Raw genomic sequence first — 19,123 nt, forward strand, 5'->3', positions numbered from 1 at the left:
CTCAGAGAGGTTACGCCCATGCCTGCAGCTATCCGTGTGCTGCGCCTGATCAGCAGCCCGCGTGGCGCTGAATCGGAAAGCCTGCGTCTGTCTCACCAGGTGCTCGACGGCCTCGCTGGCCGGCACTCGCTGGAGGTGCAGGACGTCGACCTCAACGATCTGCAGCATGTCGATCGCGACTATGCCATGGCTCTGGCCTCTCCCTCTGACAGTGACCAGGCAGAGACCGGCAGCGCCCGGCAGCGCTCCGCCGAGCTGATCCGTCAGCTCGACGAAGCGGATGTGCTGCTGATCGCCACCCCCATGCACAACTACACCGTCCCCTCGACGCTCAAGGCCTGGGTCGATCACATCGTGCGGATACGCATGACATTCAACGGCACACCGCAAGGCAAGGTTGGCCTGCTACGTGACCGCCCGGTGTACGTGGCGCTGGCCTCAGGCGGGCTGATCAGCGGCGAGCAGGCGCGGCAGCCAGACTTCCTGCGCCCCTACCTGCAGGCGGCCCTGGCCACGGTGGGCCTCAAGAACATGCATTTCTTCTGTGTGGAGGGTACCTCCAGAGGTGAGCATGCCCTGCTGGAGGCGCGCGCCGTGGCGCAGTCACAGGTAGCTGCGTTTTTCTCTGTCGAGTGAAACGGCTGACAACACGTCAGGCATCTGAGCGAAGGATTCTGTAGGGTTGCGGACGATGGTGACGAATCGCCTGCGTCATCCATCAGACAGACTCGTAGCCCGCTCAATGGAACCTTCGCATGTTGCCCCAGCCGCTATACGCTCGACCGGCCCGCCTGGCCCTGCTGACCTTCAACTGCCTGGCAGCGCCAATCGCCCTGGCTCAGCAGCCCATGCAACTGGACGCCATGCAGGTCAGCGGCGCACCGCTGAGCGAAATCGAGGCCGCGCAGGAAGAGCTGAAACAGGTCCCTGGCGCCACCAACCTGGTGGACATGGACAAGGTCGAGCAGGGCCGCGTGGCCGGCGTCGCCGACGTGCTGGCCTACCAGCCTGGGGTCTATGCGCAGTCGCCCGGCAACGAGGGCGTGAAGATCAGCGTGCGTGGCTCAGGCATCAATCGCGGCCCCGGCTCGCACGCTTCCGGCACCCACATCCTGCTCGACGGGCTGCCGCTGACCGGCTCCGGCGGCACGCCCTACGAACTGCTGGAACCCTTGTGGATAAGTCGCGCCGAAGTGCTGCGCGGCGCCAATGGCTTCGACCGTGGCTCACTGGCTTTGGGCGGCGCCATCGACTACATCACCCATACCGGCTACACCGCGCCCAAGCTGCAACTGCGCTATGAAACCGGCAGCCGTGGCTACCAGAAACGCAACATCGCCTCCGGCCAGGTGCTGGGCGATTTTGACTACTACCTCGCCCTCACCGACAGCCACACCGACGGCTATCAAGATCACGCGTCGGGCAAAGGCAAGGGCGTGGCCGCCAACTTCGGCTATAGGCTCAATGAGAATCTGGAGACGCGCTTCTACCTGCGCTACCGCGAAACCGAGCATGAAACGCCCGGCCGCCTGAGCAAAGCGCAACTCAAGGACGACCCGCGCCAGGCCAACGCGTCCAATCGCAGCATCGACGCCCACCGCGACCAACCCGGCAGCACCTGGCTGGCCAACAAGACCACCTGGCAGATCGACGACGACTCCACCCTGGTCGCCGGCCTGGCCTATCACCACTACCCCTTGGATATCACCGAGACCGCCTATCGCGGCGGCGCCTACCGTATCCGCGTGGACTACAGCGATATCAGCGGCACTCTGAACTACACGCGCCGGCATACCCTGTTCGGGCTCAACAGCAGCACCACCATCGGCTGGCGCAGCACCACCAACCTGCCGAGCAGCAAAGCGAAAGAGACCGCGGCGTTGCCGATCGACGTCAACGGCACGCCCTATCCGGCCGGCACCCTGATGCGTGCCTATGACCATCTGGGCTCGGACAGCGTGCTGCATATCGGCAACGAACTGGAGCTGGCGCCTGACCTGTGGCTGACCAGCGGCCTGGCGCTGATTCATACCCGCCGCGAAGTGCAGGTGACCTGGCCGGCCAACCACGACAAGCTCGACGAAAGCACCTGGGACTACGCGCCACGTATCGGCCTGCGCTATCAGCTCAACCCCGAGGTGCAGCTGTACGGCAATATCAGCCGCGCGGTGGAACCGCCGCATGCCTGGTCGATGCTATGGGGCTCGCCGCTGCGCTTCTCCAGCACCACCACGCAGCCCTATGCCGCGCGCCAGCGCGCTGCCATCAGCCTGGACAACCAGACCGCCACCACCTTCGAGGTTGGCGGGCGCGGTGATTCCGCGCTGGGCCAGTGGGAGCTCGCCTACTACTACTCGCAGGTACGTCACGAGCTACTCACCGTCGAGATCGAGCCCAACGTCTTCGCCGAATCCAACGCCAGCCCCACCGTGCACCAGGGCATCGAAGCCGGCCTGACCAGCCCGCTGTGGCAAGGCGCCGCCGCCGGCGCCCTGAGCCTGCGCCAGGCTTACACCTTCAGCGACTTCCACTACCGCGATGACGATGCCTTCGGCGACAACGGCCTGCCAGGCCTGCCGCGCCACTACTACCAGGCAGAGCTGCGCTACGACCACCCGAGCGGTTTCTACGCAGGCCTCAACACCCAGTACGCCTCGAAGGTGGCGGTGGACTACGCCAACTCCTATTACGCCGATGCCTACGCCACCTTCGGCGCCACCCTCGGCTACGCCTCGCCGAAAGACGACTGGCAAACCTGGCTCGACCTGCGCAACCTGACCGACAAGCGCTATGCCGCCACCGTTACGCCGGGCTATAACGACAACGGCGCGGATGTAGCGCGCTCCACGCCCGGGGAAGGGTTTGGGGTGTATACGGGAGTTTCCTGGAGTTGGCTCTGATGGCGCAGACGTACACCACGTACTACTTGGAAATGACCTCGCCGGATCAACTGAAGGCCAAGCCTCAGCGCAGCGACCTGCAGATCGTCGAGTGCGAAGAACCGCAACCGGCGCTCAATCGCTTTCTCTACCAACTGGTCGGCTCGACCTGGGAATGGGGTGATCTGGACGACTGGAGCGACGCACAGTGGCGCGCCATGGTGGAAAACGAAGCACACCGTACCTGGGTCGCCTATCACCGTGGCGCCATCGCCGGTTACTACGAGCTGTTCCGTCCTGACGGTCGCAGCACGGAGATCCGCTACTTCGGCCTGGCTCCGCAGTTTCTCGACCGCGGCTTCGGTGGCCCACTGCTCAGCTATGCCATTCAATCGGCCTGGCAGTGGCCGGGGACTGAGCGCGTTTGGGTGCACACCTGCACCTTCGATCATCCGGCGGCCCTGGCCAACTATCAGGCGCGTGGTATGCGGGTTTATCAGGAAGAAGTCTGCGATATATCCAGCTAAAGCAGACTTTTACCCAGCCTCCAATACTGCTGCATCATCGGGGGGTGATCGCCCAGCACGTAGGGTGGACAGCGCTCTTCCTGTCCACCGCCCCTCACGTTACGCCTCCGCCACACCCTCCTTGCGCAGCAGATAACTATCCATGATCCAGCCATTGCGCTCGCGCGCCTCGGCGCGGGTCGTGGCAATGCGTTCGGCCACCTCGTCCAGCGGGCCGGCGATAAGGATCTCATCGGCGGTGCCGACGTAAGCGCCCCAGTAGATATAAAGGCCGTGGCCGACGAAGTGGCGGTAGGTGTCCTTGGCGTCGAGCATCACCGCCGCGCTGTCCACGCCCTGCGGCCAGCCTTCGGCAAGCAGTCGGCCGGTGGTGATCTCCACGGAGCGGCCGATGCTGTTGAGCGGGATGCGGTGGCGTGCGGTCAGCGCCTGCAAGCTGGTGATGCCGGGGATGACGTCGTAGACGAAATCGCTACGGCGCGCGGCGATGGCCTCGATAATGCGGATGCTGCTGTCGTACAGCGACGGGTCGCCCCAGACCATAAAGGCCGCCGTCTCGCCATCGGCCATCTGCTCATCGATCAGTTGCTCGAACACCGCCTGCTTGTCACGGTTGAGCTCGTCGACGCTGGCGCGGTAGTCGGCAGCCTCGCGTTCGCGCTCCGGCTGCTGGCCTTCGGCGAAACGCGGTGTGTGACCGTCCAGGAAGCGCGCGCAGATTTCCCGGCGCAGGGCGTTGAGCTTGTGCTTCGCCGCGCCCTTGTCCATCAGAAAGATCACGTCGCTACGGCGCAGCGCCTTGATCGCCTGATAGGTGATGTAGTCCGGGTCGCCGGCGCCGATGCCGACCAGCAGCAGGGTTTTCATGGGGTTCTCCAGGTGTGCCCCGACACGCCGGGCGCCAGGTCGTCGATATGTTGGTAGTCGGCCTGCAGCGCCTGCGCCAGCTTACGCGCACGGCCGAGGCGGATCGGCGCACGCTCGGTGTCGAGCAGCAGGCTCGGGCACGGCAGCGGCGCCAACGCTGGAAGATCACGCAAACGGCCATCGGTCAGGATCAGCAGGCGCTGGCGTTCGTGCGGTTTCGCCCGTTGCCGACGCAGCAGCCAGTCGCCGGCCTGCTGCAGTGCATCGAGCAGCGGCGTGCCGCCTCCCGCGCCCAATTCGTGCAGCCAGCGATGCAGCTCGGCGCTGGCCTTGCGCCCCTGCCACAGCCATTGCGCTTTACGGCCACCGGCCTGCAGCACGGCTAGGCGCGCGCGCTGGCGATAGGCGCTGTCGAAGACTTCGGCGAGCACGCCCTTGGCCAAGCTCAGGGCGCCATGGCGGCGAGTGGAGGCAGAGGCATCGACCAGCACCAGCCACAGTTCCTCAGCCTGCTGGCTGCGCGGGCGCAGCACCAACTGTTCGCGGCGTTGCGGCCGGCCCTGGCGCAGGGTCGCCGCCCAGTCGATACTACCGGCCACGCCGCTACGCGCAGCGCCGCGCAGGCCGCCGCCGAGTCGTCCGGGCCGGTTACGGGCATCCGCGCCAGTGGCTGTGCGCGGGCGGATGCTCAGGGCTTTTTTGGCCAACGCGGCGGCACGCGCCGCTCACCCATGGCCTGCGGCTGCGCCGGCAGTTCGCCCCACTGGCCTTCGCCCTGGCTCTGTTCCTGCGCCTGCTGCGGCGCCTGGCCCTGTTCGGGCGGCGTGGCAGCCGGCGGTTGTTGCTGGCGACGGCGATGGCGCAGGACAAAGTCCTCCACCGCATCGATATCCACAGGCTCGATACCCGCCGCGCCACGCCAGGCGGCATGGGCGCGGGCGGCGCGCAGCCAGACCAGATCGGCGCGCAGGCCATCGACGCCGGCGGCGAAGCAGCGCAGGCTGATCTCTCCCAGGGCGGCGTCATCCAGTGGAATGTCGGCCAGGCATTGGCGAGCATTGCGGCAGCGTTCGGCCAGGGCGTCCTGCTCGCCCTGCCAGCGTTGCAGGAAGGCTGCGGGTGCCGCATCGAAGGCCAGACGGCGACGCACGATCTCGGCACGTTCGGCTGGCTGCGGCTGGCCATCGAGCGCCAGGTTGAGGCCGAAGCGGTCGAGCAGTTGCGGGCGCAACTCGCCCTCTTCGACGTTCATGGTGCCGATCAGCACGAAGCGCGCGGCGTGACGATGGGAGATGCCGTCACGCTCGACATGGTTGACGCCGCTGGCGGCAGCATCCAGCAGCAGGTCGACCAGATGGTCTGGCAGCAGGTTGACCTCATCGACATAGAGCACGCCGCCATCGGCACGGGCCAGCAGGCCAGGGGAAAACTGCGCCCGGCCTTCGCCGAGGGCCGCATCCAGATCCAGAGTGCCGACGATGCGCTCCTCGCTCGCCCCCAGCGGCAGGGTGACGAAGCGCCCACCGTCGAGCAGATCAGCCAGACCACGGGCCAGGGTCGATTTGGCCATGCCGCGCGGGCCTTCGATCAGCACACCGCCGATGGCCGGATCGATGGCCGCCAGGCACAGCGCCAGCTTCAGCGAATCGGCGCCGACCACGGCGGCGAGGGGGAAGTGATGTTCGGTCATGGCAGTCATCCGTGGAGGTGAGCGGTCGCACCTGGCTTTTGTGGGAGGGGCTTTAGCCGCGAGCATGTCGCCGCTGAAGCGCCTCCCACAATGGGCACGTTGCACCCGTAGGGTGGGTTAGCGGCGCAAATCGTAGGTCTTGCAGCCGCGTAGGAGAGTAGCGCGCCGCGTAACCCACCAGGCGATGCATGGCGTGGCACCGATGGTGGGTTACGCCGCACCCGCTTCAGCGAGTTGGCCGGCAACCGCGACAGGCGGCTAACCCACCCTACGAGAAGGTGTCGCTTCACGACTCCTCGCTATCCAGCAGCAGGTTTTCCAGCGCTTCACGGTATTCGCCGGGATTCTCCCACAGGCCACGCTGCTGGGCCTCCAGCAGACGTTCGAGGATGTCATTGAGCGCGCCAGGGTTGTGCTGCTGGATAAAGTCGCGGGTGTCTTTGTCGAGCAGGTAGGCATCGGTGAGCAGCGCGTACTGGTGATCGTCGACCAGCTCGCTGGTGGCGTCGAAGGCGAACAGGTAGTCGATGGTCGCGGCCAGTTCGAAGGCGCCCTTGTAACCGTGGCGCTTCATGCCTTCGATCCATTTGGGATTGGCAGCGCGGGCACGCACGACGCGATTGAGCTCTTCCTTCAAGGTGCGAATGCGCGGGGTGTCCGGCTGGCTGTTGTCACCCAAGTAGCTGGCCACCTTGAGCCCACGAAGGGTCTCCACCGCCGCCAGCATGCCGCCCTGGAACTGGTAGTAATCGTTGGAATCGAGGATGTCGTGCTCGCGGTTGTCCTGGTTGTGCAGCACCGCCTGCATCTGCTCCAGGCGCTCGACGAAACGCTGCCGCGCCGGCGCACCCTCGGCGCCGCTGCCGTAGGCGTAACCGCCCCAGTTCAGATACACCTCAGCGAGATCCGCACGGCTCTGCCACAGACGTTCCTCGATGGCGTTCTGCACCCCGGCGCCATAGGCGCCCGGCTTGGCGCCGAACACCCGCCAGCCGGCCTGGCGCCGCGCTTCGGCTTCATCCAGGCCGCCGTCCTTGAGCGCCAGCGACTCTCGCCAGACCCGCGCCGACAGCGGGTTCATGTCTTCCGGCTCGTCCAGCTCGATCACTGCCTGCACGGCCTCGTCGAACAGACGAATCAGGTTGCTGAAGGCATCGCGGAAGAAGCCGGACACGCGCAGGGTGACGTCCACCCGCGGACGGCCAAGCTGTTCCAGAGCCAATACCTCGAAGCGCTCGACGCGCTGGCTACCGGGCTGCCAAACCGGGCGCACGCCCATCAGCGCCAGCGCCTGGGCGATATCGTCGCCACCGGTACGCATGGTTGCCGTGCCCCACACCGACAGGCCGAGCTGACGCAGATGATCGCCCTCGTCCTGCAGATGGCGCTCCAGCAGGCGGTCGGCGGCCTGCACACCGAGGCGCCAGGCGGTGGGTGTGGGCAGGTGGCGCACGTCGACGGTGAAAAAGTTGCGCCCCGTGGGCAGCACATCGAGGCGCCCGCGACTCGGCGCGCCGCTCGGCCCTGCCGGGACGAAACGCCCTTCCAGCGCCGCCAGCAGGCCGCCCATCTCGGCGTCGCCACAGGCATCCAGCAGCGGCGCGATATGCCCGGCCAGGCCATCGAGAATCAGCGCCACCTCGGCGCCGAAGGCGTCAGTGCGCTCACCCGTCAGGCGCTGCTCGATCAGCCTCAGCGCCAGCAGCTCCAGGCGCTCGCGGGTGTCACCTACGGTGCGCCACAAACTGTTATCCACAGTCTGTAGTGCTTGTGGACGCAGGCCGTCCCAGGTCTGGCCCATGTCGCAATCCAACGGATCGAGGCCCAGTTCCAGGCCACGGGCCAGCGCGCGCAGCAGGCTGCCATTGGCGCCCAGGCCATCGCCCCGGGGAATGCGCAGCAGTGCCAGCAGGGTGTCGCGGCGCAACTGGCCAGCCGGCGACTCACCAAACACGTGCAGGCCATCGCGGATCTGCGATTCCTTGAGGTCGCACAGGTAGGCGTCGAGCTGCGGCAGCCAGCTTTCCGGATCATCGTTGAGTTGCAGGCCCAGCTCGCGGTCGAGGCTGGCCTCGCGCACCTTGGCCAGGATCTCACCGCGCAGCTCCACGGCGCGGCGCTGGTCGAGCTGGCTGGCCTCGAAATATTCGTCGGCCAGGCGTTCCAGATCGCGCAGCGGGCCGTAGCTTTCGGCGCGGGTCAGCGGCGGCATCAGGTGGTCAATGATCACCGCCTGGGTGCGGCGCTTGGCCTGAGCGCCCTCACCGGGGTCATTGACGATAAAGGGGTAGATGTTGGGCAGTGGGCCGATCAGCGCCTGCGGCCAGCAGCCCTCGGACAGGCCGACGCTCTTGCCCGGCAACCATTCCAGGTTGCCGTGCTTGCCGACGTGGATCAGCGCATCGGCGGCGAAGGCCGTGCGCAGCCAGGCGTAGAAGGCGATATAGCCATGCGGCGGCACCAGATCCGGGTCGTGATAGACCGCCGCCGCGTCCAGTTGATAACCGCGCGCCGGCTGGATGCCAACGAAGGTCAGGCCGAAGCGCAACCCGGCGACCATCATCCGCCCACTGCGGAACATCGGGTCCTGCTGCGGCTCGCCCCAACGTTCGCGCACCGCCTGCTGGTTGGCCGGCGGCAGGCTGTGGAAAAACTTCAGATAGTCGTCCAGCGCCAGGCTTTGCGCGCATGGCCGTGTATCCAGGCCATCCAGATCATTGGTGACGCCACCGAGCAGGCTGTGGACAAGTGTGGTGCCGCTATCAGGCAGGTTATCCACCGGGTAGCCCTGCGCCTGCAGGGAACGAAGAATATTCAGCGCGGCGGCCGGCGTATCCAGGCCCACACCGTTGCCAATACGGCCATCACGGGTCGGGTAGTTGGCCAGGATCAGCGCTATTCGCTTCTGATCGTTACTTTTAATGGCCAACTGGCACCAGTTACGCGCCAGCGCAGCAACGAAGGCCATCCCCGCTTCGTGCGCCTGGTAACACACCACGTCACTCTGGCTGCGCTCGCTGTGCCAGGCCAGGCCCTTGAAGCTGATGGCGGGGCCGATCAGCCGGCCATCCAGCTCGGGCAGTACCACATGCATGGCCAGATCACGCGAACCCAGGCCCTGGGCGCTGGCCTGCCATTGCGTGTGGTTGTCCAGCGAGCAGATGGCCTGCAGCACCGGAATGTCGCGGCGGAACACTCGTTCCTGCGGTGCCTCAGGGTTGGACAGGGCGAAGCCGGTGGTGTTGATGATCAGCGCGGCGCTCGTCTCGTCCAGCCAGGCCTGCACCTGATCCAGGCAGGCAGGCTCCTTGAGGCTGGCCACCGCAATCGGCAGCGGGTTGAGGCCCTGGCGGACAAGGTGTTCACAGAAGGTATCGACGAAGGCGGTGTTCGCCGACTGCACATGGTTGCGGTAGAACAGCAGCGCCACCACCGGTGCGCCTTGCTGCCACTGAATCTGCCAGTCGGCAAGCCGGGCCGGGCTGGCGCTCGGGTGGTACAGGCCGACGCGCGGCAGCGCCTGCGGCTCCTGCCAACTGTCGTCGCGCCCCAGCCAGCGGCTGCCGATGCAGCGGAACAGCTGGCGCGCGTTATCCAGCCCGCCCTGGCGCAGGTATTGCCAGAGGCGCTGGCTGTCTTCTTCGCTAACGTTGCCGAGCGCATTCAGCTCCGGGTCGGGTTTGTCGTCGCCCGGCACCATGACCACCGTGGCGCCGCGAGCGCCCAGCTCCACCAGGCGTTCGACACCGTAGCGCCAGTAACTCACCCCGCCATGCACGGAGATCAGGATGACCTTGGCGTGCTGCAGCACCTGCTCGACGTAGTAATCCACCGAGGCGTTGTTGCTCAGTTGCGCCGGGCTGGCCAGGCGCAGGCTGGGGTAGTCCTCCGGCAGTTGCCGGGCGGCTTCAGCTAGCAGGGAGAGGTGCGAGTCACCCGTGCACAGGATCACCAGCTCGGCAGGCGTCTGGCCAAGGTCGGCAATGCTGTCGGCCGGCAGTTGGGTGCCAGGCTGGGTACGCAGGAGATGCATGTTCGCTCCGAGGAAGGCGCGAATCGTGGGAGGGGCTTTAGCCGCGACTATCCGCGAATTGGATCGCGGCTAAAGCCCCTCCCACAATCACTCAGGCCAGCGCTGCTTGCAGCTCGGCTTCTATAGCGGTGCGGTCGAGCTGCTGGCCGATCACCACCAGGCGGCTCACTCGCGGCTCGTCTGCCTGCCAGGCGCGATCGAAGTGGCGATCGAAACGCTGGCCGACACCTTGCACCAGCAGGCGCATCGGCTTGCCAGGGATGGCAGCGAAACCTTTCACCCGCAGGATGCCGTACTTGGCCACCGCATCCTTCAGTGCGGCCAGCAGACGCGCCTCCTCGGCTTCCGGTAGTTCCACGTGGAACGAGTCGAATTCCTCGTGATCATGGTCTTCGTCTTCATCGTCGTGATGGGTGCGGCGGCTGTCGATATGCAGCTCGGTTTCGCTGTTCAGGCCCAGCAGCACATCCAGCGGCAGCTCGCCACCGTGCGCTTCGATCACCTTCACTGCCGGCGGCAGCTCCTCGGCCACCTCGGCGCGCACCGCGGCCAGCACCTCGGCGTCGAGCAAATCGGCCTTGTTGAGAATCACCAGGTCGGCGCTGGCCAACTGGTCGGCGAACAGCTCGTGCAGCGGCGATTCATGATCGAGGTTGGGGTCGAGCTTGCGCTGCTCGTCCACCTGATCCGGGAAGGCGGCGAAGGTGCCGGCGAGCACCGCCGGACTGTCGACCACGGTGATCACCGCATCGACGGTGCAGGCGTTGCGGATTTCCGGCCAGTTGAAGGCCTGCACAAGCGGCTTGGGCAGCGCCAGGCCGCTGGTCTCGATCAGGATATGGTCGAGGTCGCCGCGGCGCGCCACCAGCTCGCGCATCACCGGGAAGAACTCTTCCTGCACGGTGCAGCACAGGCAGCCGTTGGCCAGCTCGAAGACGCGGCCGTTGGCCTCCTCCTCGCTGCAGCCGATGGAGCACTGCTTGAGGATCTCACCATCGATCCCCAGCTCGCCGAACTCGTTGACGATCACCGCGATACGGCGGCCGCCGGCGTTAGCCAGCAGATGGCGCAGCAGGGTGGTTTTACCAGCACCGAGAAAACCGGTGACGATGGTGACAGGCAGTTTGGCGAGGGTTTTCATGAATGGTCCCGTGGCGTCGGTAAGTTCGGCGGACGGGTGCGCGCAGGCGGGCACGCAGGTGCGTGCTGGCCGCGTCGGATCACCCCGTCCGAGCAAATGGCTGGTCAGTCGAGGCAGGTCTCCTGGCTCACGGTCTGCGCATTGCGTGCCCTTCACCTTCCCGCCTGACGGCAGTGGTGTATCGAAGGGTGTAAGACCGTTCACAGTTGCGGGGGCAGCCAGGGCATCGACCCTGTTCCCTCTTAGCTCCCCGGCGCCGTACCGGGAAGAACCTCGAAAGCGAGAAGGCTACGCAGGCCGCGGCGGCCGGTCAATCGCGGTTGACCGGTGGGATGCGCCATGTTGAGCTACGCCGCTGCACAGCACGAGCGCCCTTCATGATGCCTAGCCCCTCGAACCCCGGCCCTGACGCTTCGCCCATGGTGGTGGCTGGGCTTGGTTGCAGGCGCGACTGCCCCCAGCAAGACCTGCTCGCCCTGCTCATCCACAGCCTGGCCCAGCATGAGTTGACTGTGGATAACCTCGTTGGACTGGCCAGCATCGCCCACAAACGCGACGAGCCGGGGCTGCATCAACTGGCAACCCACCTGAATCTGGAGCTGACGTTCTTCCCCCCCGAAGCACTCACCCTCTACCAGTCGGAAAACGCCGGCAGCGCCCTCATCCGCTCCGTAACGGGCAGCCCCGCTGTGGCTGAACCCTGCGCCCTGGCTCTGGCCACGCAACTGGGCAAGGCAGCTCGCCTGCTGGGCGAGAAAACCCGCACAGCCAACGCCACCTGTGCGTTGGCCACCTTCGATAGAGAGCCCGTAGCATGACCGTCTACTTTATCGGCGCCGGCCCCGGCGATCCCGAGCTGATTACCGTCAAAGGCCAGCGCCTGATTCGTTCGTGCCCGGTGATCCTCTATGCCGGCTCGCTGGTGCCCGAGGCGGTCCTGCAAGGCCACAACGCCGAGCAGGTAATCAACACGGCCGAGCTGCACCTGAGTGAGATCATTGCGCTGCTGAGCCAGGCCCATGAGCGCGGCCAGGATGTGGCCCGCGTGCACTCCGGCGACCCTTCGCTGTACGGCGCTATCGGCGAGCAGATTCGCGAGCTGCGTGCTCTGGGCATCCCTTTCGAGATCATCCCCGGCGTCACGGCCACCGCCGCCTGCGCGGCCTTGCTGGAAAGCGAGCTGACCCTGCCGGGCATCGCCCAGACGGTGATCCTCACCCGCTACGGCACCACTTCGCCGATGCCCGAGGGCGAGCAACTGCAGGACCTGGCCCGGCACCGCGCGACCATGGCCATTCACCTCGGCGTGCGCCAACTACCGGCCATAGTCGCCGAACTGCTGCCACACTATGGCGCCGACTGTCCCATCGCGGTTATCCACAGAGCGAGCTGGCCGGATCAGGACTGGGTACTGGGCACCCTCGCCGATATCGAGACCAAGGTCGCAGCCAAGGGCTTTCGCCGCACGGCACTGATTCTGGTCGGGCGAGTGCTCGATCCGGGCGTCTTTGCCGAATCAGCGTTATATGACTCGGCGCATCGCCATCTTTATCGCCCTGGCAACGACTGAGCCATCCGTCATATGGCGAGAAACTACACAAAGCGCTAAAAGCCCCGTGTAGCTGACGCCTGAGAACTTATCAACAAGATAGGCCGAGGTTTATCCAGAGCTATTGTGAATAAGGATGCGACAAGGATCAGTTTTTGAACAACAGGCTGAGTAGCCCGGTTTATCTAGGCTTCAGCCTGGTATCACAAGGATATCCACAAGATGATCCACGGCAACTGTTAGCAACTCACCCTCAGAGCTGCACCTCGACCCGCTTGATACCCAGAGCCCGCAATTCCGGCATCAACTCATCCAGGCTGGCAAAGGTCTCGACCTGCTCGGCCTCATCAACCAGAAAGAAGCTACGCCCTGCGCCTTTCTTGAAAAATACGATCCACTCAGCGGTATTGGCCGGATTGACCATGACCTGGGTGTCGAACACAACCCCCTCGCTCGTTCTGCGTTTCACATCCGCGCGCTTCATCCTCTCTCCTGTTCCAGCGTGACTCAGATGATCCCACTGCCTGCATACGGCAGCGGATACGGCTCATAGTGTAAAGGATGAGGTGAGCACGCCTTGTTCACTGATGATCGGTGAGTGAAATCAGTCCCATAGTTATATATGCTTCATATACGAATCATATATAAGGAGGTATCCATGGGCATCGTCAACATCGATGACGAGCTGCACGACCAGATTCGCAGGGCGAGCGCCGTCTCGGGCCGTTCGATCAATGCACAGGCGGGTTTCTGGATTCGCATCGGCATGCTCTGCGAGATGAACCCGACGCTGAGCTTCAATGAGCTGATGGCCGCCGAGATGCGTGCAGCCGGCGTGGTGGTTCCGCCAAGAATGGCGGATGCCTCATGAGCAAGACACCGCAACAGATCGCCCTGATGGCGGAATCCGGCAGGTTGCTGGCGTCCGTGTTCGGCTACCTGGATCGCCTGGATCTGCTCGGCATGTCGACCCTGCAGGTCAACGACCTTGTGGATAACTACATCGTGGATGAACTCAAGGCGCGCCCGGCGAGCAAGGGGCAGTATGGTTTCGCCTACGCCATGAACACGTCACGCAACGAGGTGGTGTGCCATGGCGTACCCAGCGCCGACGATATCCTGCGCGATGGCGATCTGGTGAATTTCGACATCACCCTGGAAAAGAACGGCTACATCGCCGATTCGAGCAAGACCTACCTGATCGGCAAGGTGTCGGACCAGGCTCGTCAGCTGGCCGAGGTCACCTATGAGGCGATGTGCAAGGGCATCGAAGCCGTCAAACCCGGCGCCCGCCTCGGCGATATCGGCCATGCCATCGAACGCCATGCCCGCGCCCATCGCTACTCGGTGGTCAGGGAGTATTGCGGCCACGGTATCGGCCGGGAAATGCACGAGCCACCCGAAGTGCTGCACTGGGGCAAAGCCGGCACCGGCCTGACCCTTCGCGAAGGCATGACCTTCACCATCGAACCCATGCTCAACCGGGGAACGGCGGACGTGCGTACCCTGCGCGACGGCTGGACGGTGGTGACCCGCGACGGCCAGCTCTCGGCACAATTCGAACATACCGTGGCGGTCACCCGAGAGGGCGTTCGCGTACTTACGCTGCGCCCCGAAGAGCTGCACCTGAGCAGGATTTCGGCGTGATGGAAACGCAAAAGCCCGTCCAGATGGACGGGCTTTTCTGCGCAAGCGGCCTTATTCGACCGTGACGCTTTTTGCGAGATTGCGCGGCTGGTCTACATCGGTGCCCTTGAGCACGGCGACGTAGTACGACAACAGCTGCAGCGGCACGGTGTAGAGGATCGGCGCGAGCAGGTCGTGGATGTGCGGCATGGCCACCACATGGGTGCCCTCGCCGTTGCTCATGCCAGCCTGCTGGTCAGCGAAGACGATCAGCTCGCCGCCACGGGCGCGCACTTCCTGCAGGTTGGACTTGAGCTTCTCCAGCAGCTCGTTGTTCGGCGCCACGGTGACCACCGGCATGTCGGCGTCGACCAGGGCCAGCGGGCCGTGCTTGAGCTCGCCAGCCGGGTAGGCCTCGGCGTGGATGTAGGAGATTTCCTTGAGCTTGAGCGCCCCTTCCATGGCCACCGGGTACTGCGCGCCACGGCCGAGGAACAGGCTGTGGTGCTTCTCGGCGAACAGTTCGGCGATCTTCTCCACGGTCTTGTCCATGGCCAGCGCTTCGCCCAGGCGGGTCGGCAGGCGACGCAGCTCGTCCACCAGTTCGGCGGCCAGCGCCTTGTCCAGGCTGCCATGCACCTGGCCGAGGGCCAGGGTCAGCAGCATCAGGCCGACCAGCTGGGTGGTGAAGGCCTTGGTCGAGGCCACGCCGATTTCCGGGCCGGCCTGGGTCAGCAGGCACAGGTCGGACTCGCGCACCAGCGAGCTGGTGCCGACGTTGCAGATCACCAGGCTGGCCAGGTAGCCGCCCTGCCCCGGCGCCTGCTCCTTGGCGTTGCGCAGCGCGGCCAGGGTGTCGGCGGTTTCGCCGGACTGCGAGACGCTGACGAACAGGGTGTCCGGCTGCACCACCACCTTGCGGTAGCGGAACTCGCTGGCCACTTCGACCTGGCAGGGAATGCCGGCCAGTTCTTCCAGCCAGTAACGGGCGACCATACCGGCGTGGTAGCTGGTGCCACAGGCGACGATCTGCACGTTCTTCACCTTGGCGAACAGCTCGGCGGCCTGGGGGCCAAAGGCCTGCACCAGCACGTGATCGCTGCCCAGGCGGCCTTCCAGGGTGCGTTGCACCACCTTGGGCTGCTCATGGATCTCCTTGAGCATGAAGTGGCGGTATTCGCCCTTGTCCGCTGCCTCGGCACCTTCGTGGTACTGCACGGCTTCACGCTGCACCGGATTGCCGGCGGCGTCCCAAACCTGCACGCCGTCGCGGCGAATCTCGGCGATATCGCCCTCTTCCAGGTACATGAAGCGGTCGGTGACCTGGCGCAGGGCCAACTGGTCGGAAGCGAGGAAGTTCTCACCCAGGCCCAGACCGATCACCAGCGGGCTGCCACTGCGCGCGGCGAGCAGGCGATCTGGCTGCCTGGCGCTGATCACCGCCAGGCCGTAGGCGCCATGCAGTTCCGGGATGGCGGCCTTGAGCGCAGCGCTGAGGTCGCCAAGCTGCTGCAACTTGTGCTCGAGCAGGTGGACGATGGTTTCGGTGTCGGTATCGGAGGTGAAGACGTAGCCCAGGCCCTTGAGGCGCTCGCGCAGCTCTTCATGGTTCTCGATGATGCCGTTGTGCACCACCGCCAGCTCCTGCCCGGAGAAATGCGGGTGAGCGTTGCGCTCGCTGGGCGCACCGTGGGTGGCCCAACGGGTGTGGGCAATGCCCAGACGCCCGGCCAGTGGCTCGGCTTGCAGCGCGGCCTGCAGTTCGCTGACCTTGCCGACGCGGCGGCGGCGATCCAGTGCGCCCTGCTCGGTCAGGAGCGCCACACCGGCGCTGTCATAGCCGCGATATTCCAGACGCTTGAGGCCTTCGACCAGGACCGGGGTGATATTGCGCTCAGCGATGGCGCCTACGATTCCACACATGGGGCTCTCCTTAGTTTTCCAGCGGCACGAGGATCAGCTGAATGCCGCGCGCGCGTATCTGTTCGGCAGCCTGGGCATCCAGGCGCTCGTCGGTTATCAGGGTATGGAGGCTGCTCCAGGGCAGTTCCAGATTGGGAATGCGTCGGCCGATCTTGTCGCTCTCGACCATGACGATGACTTCACGGGCGACCTCGGCCATCACCCGCGACAGACCGAGCAGCTCGTTGAAGGTGGTGGTACCACGCTCCAGGTCGATGCCATCGGCGCCGATGAACAGCTGGTCGAAGTCGTAGGAGCGCAGCACCTGTTCGGCCACCTGGCCCTGGAAGGATTCCGAGTGCGGGTCCCAGGTGCCACCCGTCATCAGCAGCACCGGCTCGTGCTCGAGTTCGCGCAGGGCATTGGCCACGCCCAGGGAATTGGTCATCACCACCAGGCCGGGCTTGTGGCCGAGCTGCGGGATCATCGCCGCCGTGGTGGTGCCGCTGTCGATGATGATGCGTGCATGCTCGCGAATGCGCGCCACGCCGGCACGGGCAATCGCCTGCTTGTACGGCGAAATGGGCTGGGTTGGCTCACTGATCAGTTCCTGCGGCACCGGCACCGCGCCGCCATAGCGACGCAGCAGCAGGCCGTTGCTTTCCAGGGCAGCGAGATCCTTGCGAATCGTCACCTCGCTGGTGGAAAAGTGCTGCGCCAGGGCATCCACGCTCACTTCGCCCTGCTCGGCGAGCAAGGCGAGGATGGTATGGCGACGTTGCGGCGTGTTGCGCTTGGACATGCCTAAGTTTCGATTCGAAAGATAATGGCGCGAATCAAAACATATGATCGAAAAACCCGCAAGCGTCCGCCGCTCAGTTCAGCGTCAGCTTGACCCCGAAGCCGACCAGGCAAAGCCCTGCCAGCTTCTCCAGACCACGCGCGATACGTGGGTTGGCACGCATGCGCTCGGCAAGAAAGTGCGTCAGCAGCACGATCAGCAGGCCGTAGAGAAAGGTCAGCGCCATGATGGTCACGGCCATGAAACCGAAAGTAATCAGCCCCTGATGCCGCTGCGGATCGATGAACAGCGGGAAGAAGGCCATGTAGAAGATGATGGCCTTGGGATTGAAGACAGTGATCACCAGCGTTTGCCAGAGGTATTGGCGCGGCTTGATGTCCAACGTCGGCGCTGCCCCCGGCTTGGCCAGGATCATGCGCAGGCCAAGGTAGACCAGGTAGGCGGCGCCGAGCCACTGCACCAGATGGAAGGCTGCCGGGTAGGCCTTGAGTAGCGCAGCGACTCCAGCCACCGCCAGCCACAGCAGTACCTGGTCGCCGAGCATGATTCCGAAGGTCGAGGCTAGCCCGCCGCGAATGCCGCCCTTGCCGGTGGACAGGATCAACGCCAGGTTACCGGGCCCGGGAATGGCCAGCAGGATGATGAAGGCCACCACGAAGGCGGGGTAATCCGTCACACCGAACATACAGAACTGCCTCCGGCAGGTTATCCACAGGCCTGATCACCCAGGCTAGATTGCACTCACTTCTTGGTCGGGCGCTTCCAGCCTTCGATATTGCGCTGCTTGGCGCGACCCACCGCCAGCGTGTCCGCGGGCACATCGCTGGTCACCACCGAACCGGCGCCTGTGGTAGCGCGGTCGCCCAGCGTTACAGGCGCGACCAGCGCGCTGTTGGAGCCGATGAACACGTCCTCGCCCATGACGGTGCGGAACTTGTTGGCGCCATCATAGTTGCAGGTGATGGTGCCGGCGCCGATGTTGGTACGCGCGCCGATCTCGGCATCACCCAGGTAGCTCAGGTGGCCGGCCTTGGCGCCTTCGCCCATTACGGCGTTCTTCAGCTCGACGAAGTTACCCACATGGGCCTTGGCGCCCAGCCTGGTGCCAGGACGCAGACGCGCGAACGGACCACAATCTGCGCCCTCGCCCATCTCGGCACCTTCCAGATGGCTGTTGGCCTTGACGATGGCGCCCCTGCGCAGCACCGAGTCCTTGATCACGCAGTTCGGACCGATCTGTACGTCATCCTCGATCACCACCTTGCCTTCGAGGATCACGTTGATGTCGATGGTCACGTCGCGGCCAACGCTCACCTGCCCGCGTACATCGAAGCGATGCGGATCGCGCAGGGTCACACCCTGAGCCATCAGACGACGCGCCACACGCTGCTGGTAATGGCATTCGAGCTGGGCGAGCTGGATACGGTCGTTGGCGCCCAGCACCTCCATCTCATCGACGGCACGCTCGGTGGCCACAGTCAGGCCGTCGGCCACTGCCATGGCGATCACGTCAGTCAGGTAGTACTCGCCCTGGGCGTTGCTGTTGGACAGACGCCCCAGCCAGTCGGCCAGGCGCTTGCCCGGTACGGCGAGGATGCCGGTATTGCCCTCGCGGATCTGCCGCTGCGCTTCGCTGGCGTCCTTGTGCTCGACGATGGCCTGCACCACGCCATCTGCGTCACGCACGATGCGACCATAGCCGGTCGGATCGGCCAGCTCGACAGTGAGCAGGCCCAGCTGATCATCGCTGACCAGAGCCATCAGCCGCTGCAGGGTGGCCGTTTCGATCAGCGGCACGTCGCCATAGAGAATCAGCACGGTGTCGGCGCTAAGCTGCGGCAGGGCCTGGGCCACGGCGTGGCCGGTGCCGAGCTGCTCGGCCTGGATGACGAAATTCAGATCATCGGCGGCCAGGCGTTCACGCACCTTGTCGGCGCCATGGCCGATCACCACCTGGATGCTGCTCGGCTGCAGGCTGCGTGCAGTGTCGATGACATGCCCCAGCATGGGCTTGTCGGCGACCGGGTGCAGCACCTTGGGCAAAGCGGAACGCATGCGCGTGCCCTGGCCAGCGGCAAGAATGACGATATCCAGACTCATAGAAAGC

The 19,123-nt window shown here is 65.1% G+C and carries 17 protein-coding genes and 1 riboswitch; of the genes, 7 read left to right on the forward strand and 10 right to left on the reverse strand.

All coding sequences use genetic code 11. The features are described from left to right. The first annotated feature begins 18 nt into the window (after positions 1–18). The 3 genes from BLR77_RS09620 to BLR77_RS09630 all read left to right on the forward strand — a co-directional run bounded on the left by BLR77_RS09620 (position 19) and on the right by BLR77_RS09630 (position 3,406). Positions 19–636, forward strand: coding sequence for an FMN-dependent NADH-azoreductase (locus BLR77_RS09620; RefSeq protein WP_083366053.1), 618 nt, complete (start codon positions 19–21; stop codon positions 634–636). Between the two features lie 119 nt (positions 637–755). Further along, positions 756–2,900, forward strand: coding sequence for a TonB-dependent receptor family protein (locus BLR77_RS09625; protein ID WP_074677136.1), 2,145 nt, complete (start codon positions 756–758; stop codon positions 2,898–2,900). Further along, positions 2,900–3,406: a GNAT family N-acetyltransferase gene (locus BLR77_RS09630; RefSeq protein WP_074677138.1), complete on the forward strand. Its 507-nt coding sequence runs from the start codon at positions 2,900–2,902 to the stop codon at positions 3,404–3,406. Before BLR77_RS09625 ends, BLR77_RS09630 begins: the two co-directional genes overlap by 1 nt. A 99-nt stretch (positions 3,407–3,505) precedes the next feature. Here BLR77_RS09630 and cobF read toward each other — a convergent pair whose 3' ends face one another. From cobF to cobW, 5 genes are all read right to left on the reverse strand, one after another. Further along, on the reverse strand, positions 3,506–4,273 hold the full coding sequence (gene cobF / locus BLR77_RS09635) for a precorrin-6A synthase (deacetylating) (RefSeq protein WP_074677140.1): 768 nt from the start codon (positions 4,271–4,273) through the stop codon (positions 3,506–3,508). Beyond that, positions 4,270–4,980: a vWA domain-containing protein gene (locus BLR77_RS09640; RefSeq protein WP_074677142.1), complete on the reverse strand. Its 711-nt coding sequence runs from the start codon at positions 4,978–4,980 to the stop codon at positions 4,270–4,272. The genes cobF and BLR77_RS09640 overlap by 4 nt, the downstream gene beginning before the upstream one ends. Next, a complete protein-coding gene (locus BLR77_RS09645; protein ID WP_074677144.1) occupies positions 4,962–5,963 on the reverse strand; it encodes a magnesium chelatase ATPase subunit I in 1,002 nt (333 codons plus the stop codon). The genes BLR77_RS09640 and BLR77_RS09645 overlap by 19 nt, the downstream gene beginning before the upstream one ends. A gap of 286 nt (positions 5,964–6,249) precedes the next feature. Beyond that, positions 6,250–9,996 (reverse strand): cobaltochelatase subunit CobN, encoded by a 3,747-nt coding sequence (gene cobN / locus BLR77_RS09650; protein WP_074677146.1) that lies wholly within the window; start codon positions 9,994–9,996, stop codon positions 6,250–6,252. 91 nt (positions 9,997–10,087) lie between these two features. Continuing rightward, positions 10,088–11,137 carry a cobalamin biosynthesis protein CobW gene (gene cobW / locus BLR77_RS09655; protein WP_074677148.1) on the reverse strand — a complete coding sequence of 350 codons (1,050 nt, stop codon included), beginning with the start codon at positions 11,135–11,137 and terminating at the stop codon, positions 10,088–10,090. A gap of 95 nt (positions 11,138–11,232) precedes the next feature. Then, positions 11,233–11,428, reverse strand: a riboswitch (cobalamin riboswitch). An 86-nt stretch (positions 11,429–11,514) separates the two neighbouring features. Here cobW and BLR77_RS09660 point away from each other — a divergent pair. Then, positions 11,515–11,955: a cobalamin biosynthesis protein gene (locus BLR77_RS09660; RefSeq protein ID WP_139202929.1), complete on the forward strand. Its 441-nt coding sequence runs from the start codon at positions 11,515–11,517 to the stop codon at positions 11,953–11,955. Beyond that, positions 11,952–12,707, forward strand: a complete 756-nt coding sequence (gene cobM, locus BLR77_RS09665; protein ID WP_074677150.1) for a precorrin-4 C(11)-methyltransferase — start codon at positions 11,952–11,954, stop codon at positions 12,705–12,707. Before BLR77_RS09660 ends, cobM begins: the two co-directional genes overlap by 4 nt. A 232-nt stretch (positions 12,708–12,939) precedes the next feature. Here the strand turns inward: cobM and BLR77_RS09670 are convergent, their stop codons facing one another. Further along, entirely contained in the window at positions 12,940–13,170 is a 231-nt protein-coding gene (locus BLR77_RS09670; RefSeq protein WP_074677152.1) for a hypothetical protein, read from the reverse strand. Positions 13,171–13,344: 174 nt separating this feature from the next. On the opposite strand from BLR77_RS09670, the gene BLR77_RS09675 reads away from it, so the two are divergent. Further along, entirely contained in the window at positions 13,345–13,557 is a 213-nt protein-coding gene (locus BLR77_RS09675; RefSeq protein WP_074677154.1) for a ParD-like family protein, read from the forward strand. After that, a complete protein-coding gene (gene map, locus BLR77_RS09680; protein WP_074677156.1) occupies positions 13,554–14,333 on the forward strand; it encodes a type I methionyl aminopeptidase in 780 nt (259 codons plus the stop codon). The genes BLR77_RS09675 and map overlap by 4 nt, the downstream gene beginning before the upstream one ends. Before the next feature lie 51 nt (positions 14,334–14,384). Here map and glmS read toward each other — a convergent pair whose 3' ends face one another. The 4 genes from glmS to glmU form a co-directional block, all read right to left on the reverse strand. Then, positions 14,385–16,235, reverse strand: coding sequence for a glutamine--fructose-6-phosphate transaminase (isomerizing) (gene glmS / locus BLR77_RS09685; protein ID WP_074677158.1), 1,851 nt, complete (start codon positions 16,233–16,235; stop codon positions 14,385–14,387). Positions 16,236–16,245: 10 nt separating this feature from the next. Next, on the reverse strand, positions 16,246–17,016 hold the full coding sequence (locus BLR77_RS09690) for a DeoR/GlpR family DNA-binding transcription regulator (protein ID WP_074677160.1): 771 nt from the start codon (positions 17,014–17,016) through the stop codon (positions 16,246–16,248). A gap of 73 nt (positions 17,017–17,089) precedes the next feature. Then, positions 17,090–17,701 (reverse strand): LysE family transporter, encoded by a 612-nt coding sequence (locus BLR77_RS09695; protein WP_074677162.1) that lies wholly within the window; start codon positions 17,699–17,701, stop codon positions 17,090–17,092. Between the two features lie 56 nt (positions 17,702–17,757). Further along, on the reverse strand, positions 17,758–19,116 hold the full coding sequence (glmU, locus tag BLR77_RS09700) for a bifunctional UDP-N-acetylglucosamine diphosphorylase/glucosamine-1-phosphate N-acetyltransferase GlmU (protein WP_074677164.1): 1,359 nt from the start codon (positions 19,114–19,116) through the stop codon (positions 17,758–17,760). Between the last annotated feature and the right edge of the window lie 7 nt (positions 19,117–19,123).

The organism is Ectopseudomonas alcaliphila (genome assembly GCF_900101755.1).
Lineage (GTDB): Bacteria > Pseudomonadota > Gammaproteobacteria > Pseudomonadales > Pseudomonadaceae > Aquipseudomonas > Aquipseudomonas alcaliphila.

What these genes read in the sequence shown, in the direction of transcription:
- glmU (WP_074677164.1), bottom strand. Translation starts at nt 19,116, where the DNA reads ATGAGTCTGGATATCGTCATTCTTGCCGCTGGCCAGGGCACGCGCATG.
- cobN (WP_074677146.1), bottom strand. Translation starts at nt 9,996, where the DNA reads ATGCATCTCCTGCGTACCCAGCCTGGCACCCAACTGCCGGCCGACAGC.
- cobF (WP_074677140.1), bottom strand. Translation starts at nt 4,273, where the DNA reads ATGAAAACCCTGCTGCTGGTCGGCATCGGCGCCGGCGACCCGGACTAC.
- BLR77_RS09625 (WP_074677136.1), top strand. Translation starts at nt 756, where the DNA reads ATGTTGCCCCAGCCGCTATACGCTCGACCGGCCCGCCTGGCCCTGCTG.
- BLR77_RS09690 (WP_074677160.1), bottom strand. Translation starts at nt 17,016, where the DNA reads ATGTCCAAGCGCAACACGCCGCAACGTCGCCATACCATCCTCGCCTTG.
- BLR77_RS09645 (WP_074677144.1), bottom strand. Translation starts at nt 5,963, where the DNA reads ATGACCGAACATCACTTCCCCCTCGCCGCCGTGGTCGGCGCCGATTCG.
- BLR77_RS09675 (WP_074677154.1), top strand. Translation starts at nt 13,345, where the DNA reads ATGGGCATCGTCAACATCGATGACGAGCTGCACGACCAGATTCGCAGG.
- BLR77_RS09670 (WP_074677152.1), bottom strand. Translation starts at nt 13,170, where the DNA reads ATGAAGCGCGCGGATGTGAAACGCAGAACGAGCGAGGGGGTTGTGTTC.
- BLR77_RS09620 (WP_083366053.1), top strand. Translation starts at nt 19, where the DNA reads ATGCCTGCAGCTATCCGTGTGCTGCGCCTGATCAGCAGCCCGCGTGGC.
- BLR77_RS09695 (WP_074677162.1), bottom strand. Translation starts at nt 17,701, where the DNA reads ATGTTCGGTGTGACGGATTACCCCGCCTTCGTGGTGGCCTTCATCATC.
- cobM (WP_074677150.1), top strand. Translation starts at nt 11,952, where the DNA reads ATGACCGTCTACTTTATCGGCGCCGGCCCCGGCGATCCCGAGCTGATT.
- map (WP_074677156.1), top strand. Translation starts at nt 13,554, where the DNA reads ATGAGCAAGACACCGCAACAGATCGCCCTGATGGCGGAATCCGGCAGG.
- glmS (WP_074677158.1), bottom strand. Translation starts at nt 16,235, where the DNA reads ATGTGTGGAATCGTAGGCGCCATCGCTGAGCGCAATATCACCCCGGTC.
- cobW (WP_074677148.1), bottom strand. Translation starts at nt 11,137, where the DNA reads ATGAAAACCCTCGCCAAACTGCCTGTCACCATCGTCACCGGTTTTCTC.
- BLR77_RS09660 (WP_139202929.1), top strand. Translation starts at nt 11,515, where the DNA reads ATGATGCCTAGCCCCTCGAACCCCGGCCCTGACGCTTCGCCCATGGTG.
- BLR77_RS09630 (WP_074677138.1), top strand. Translation starts at nt 2,900, where the DNA reads ATGGCGCAGACGTACACCACGTACTACTTGGAAATGACCTCGCCGGAT.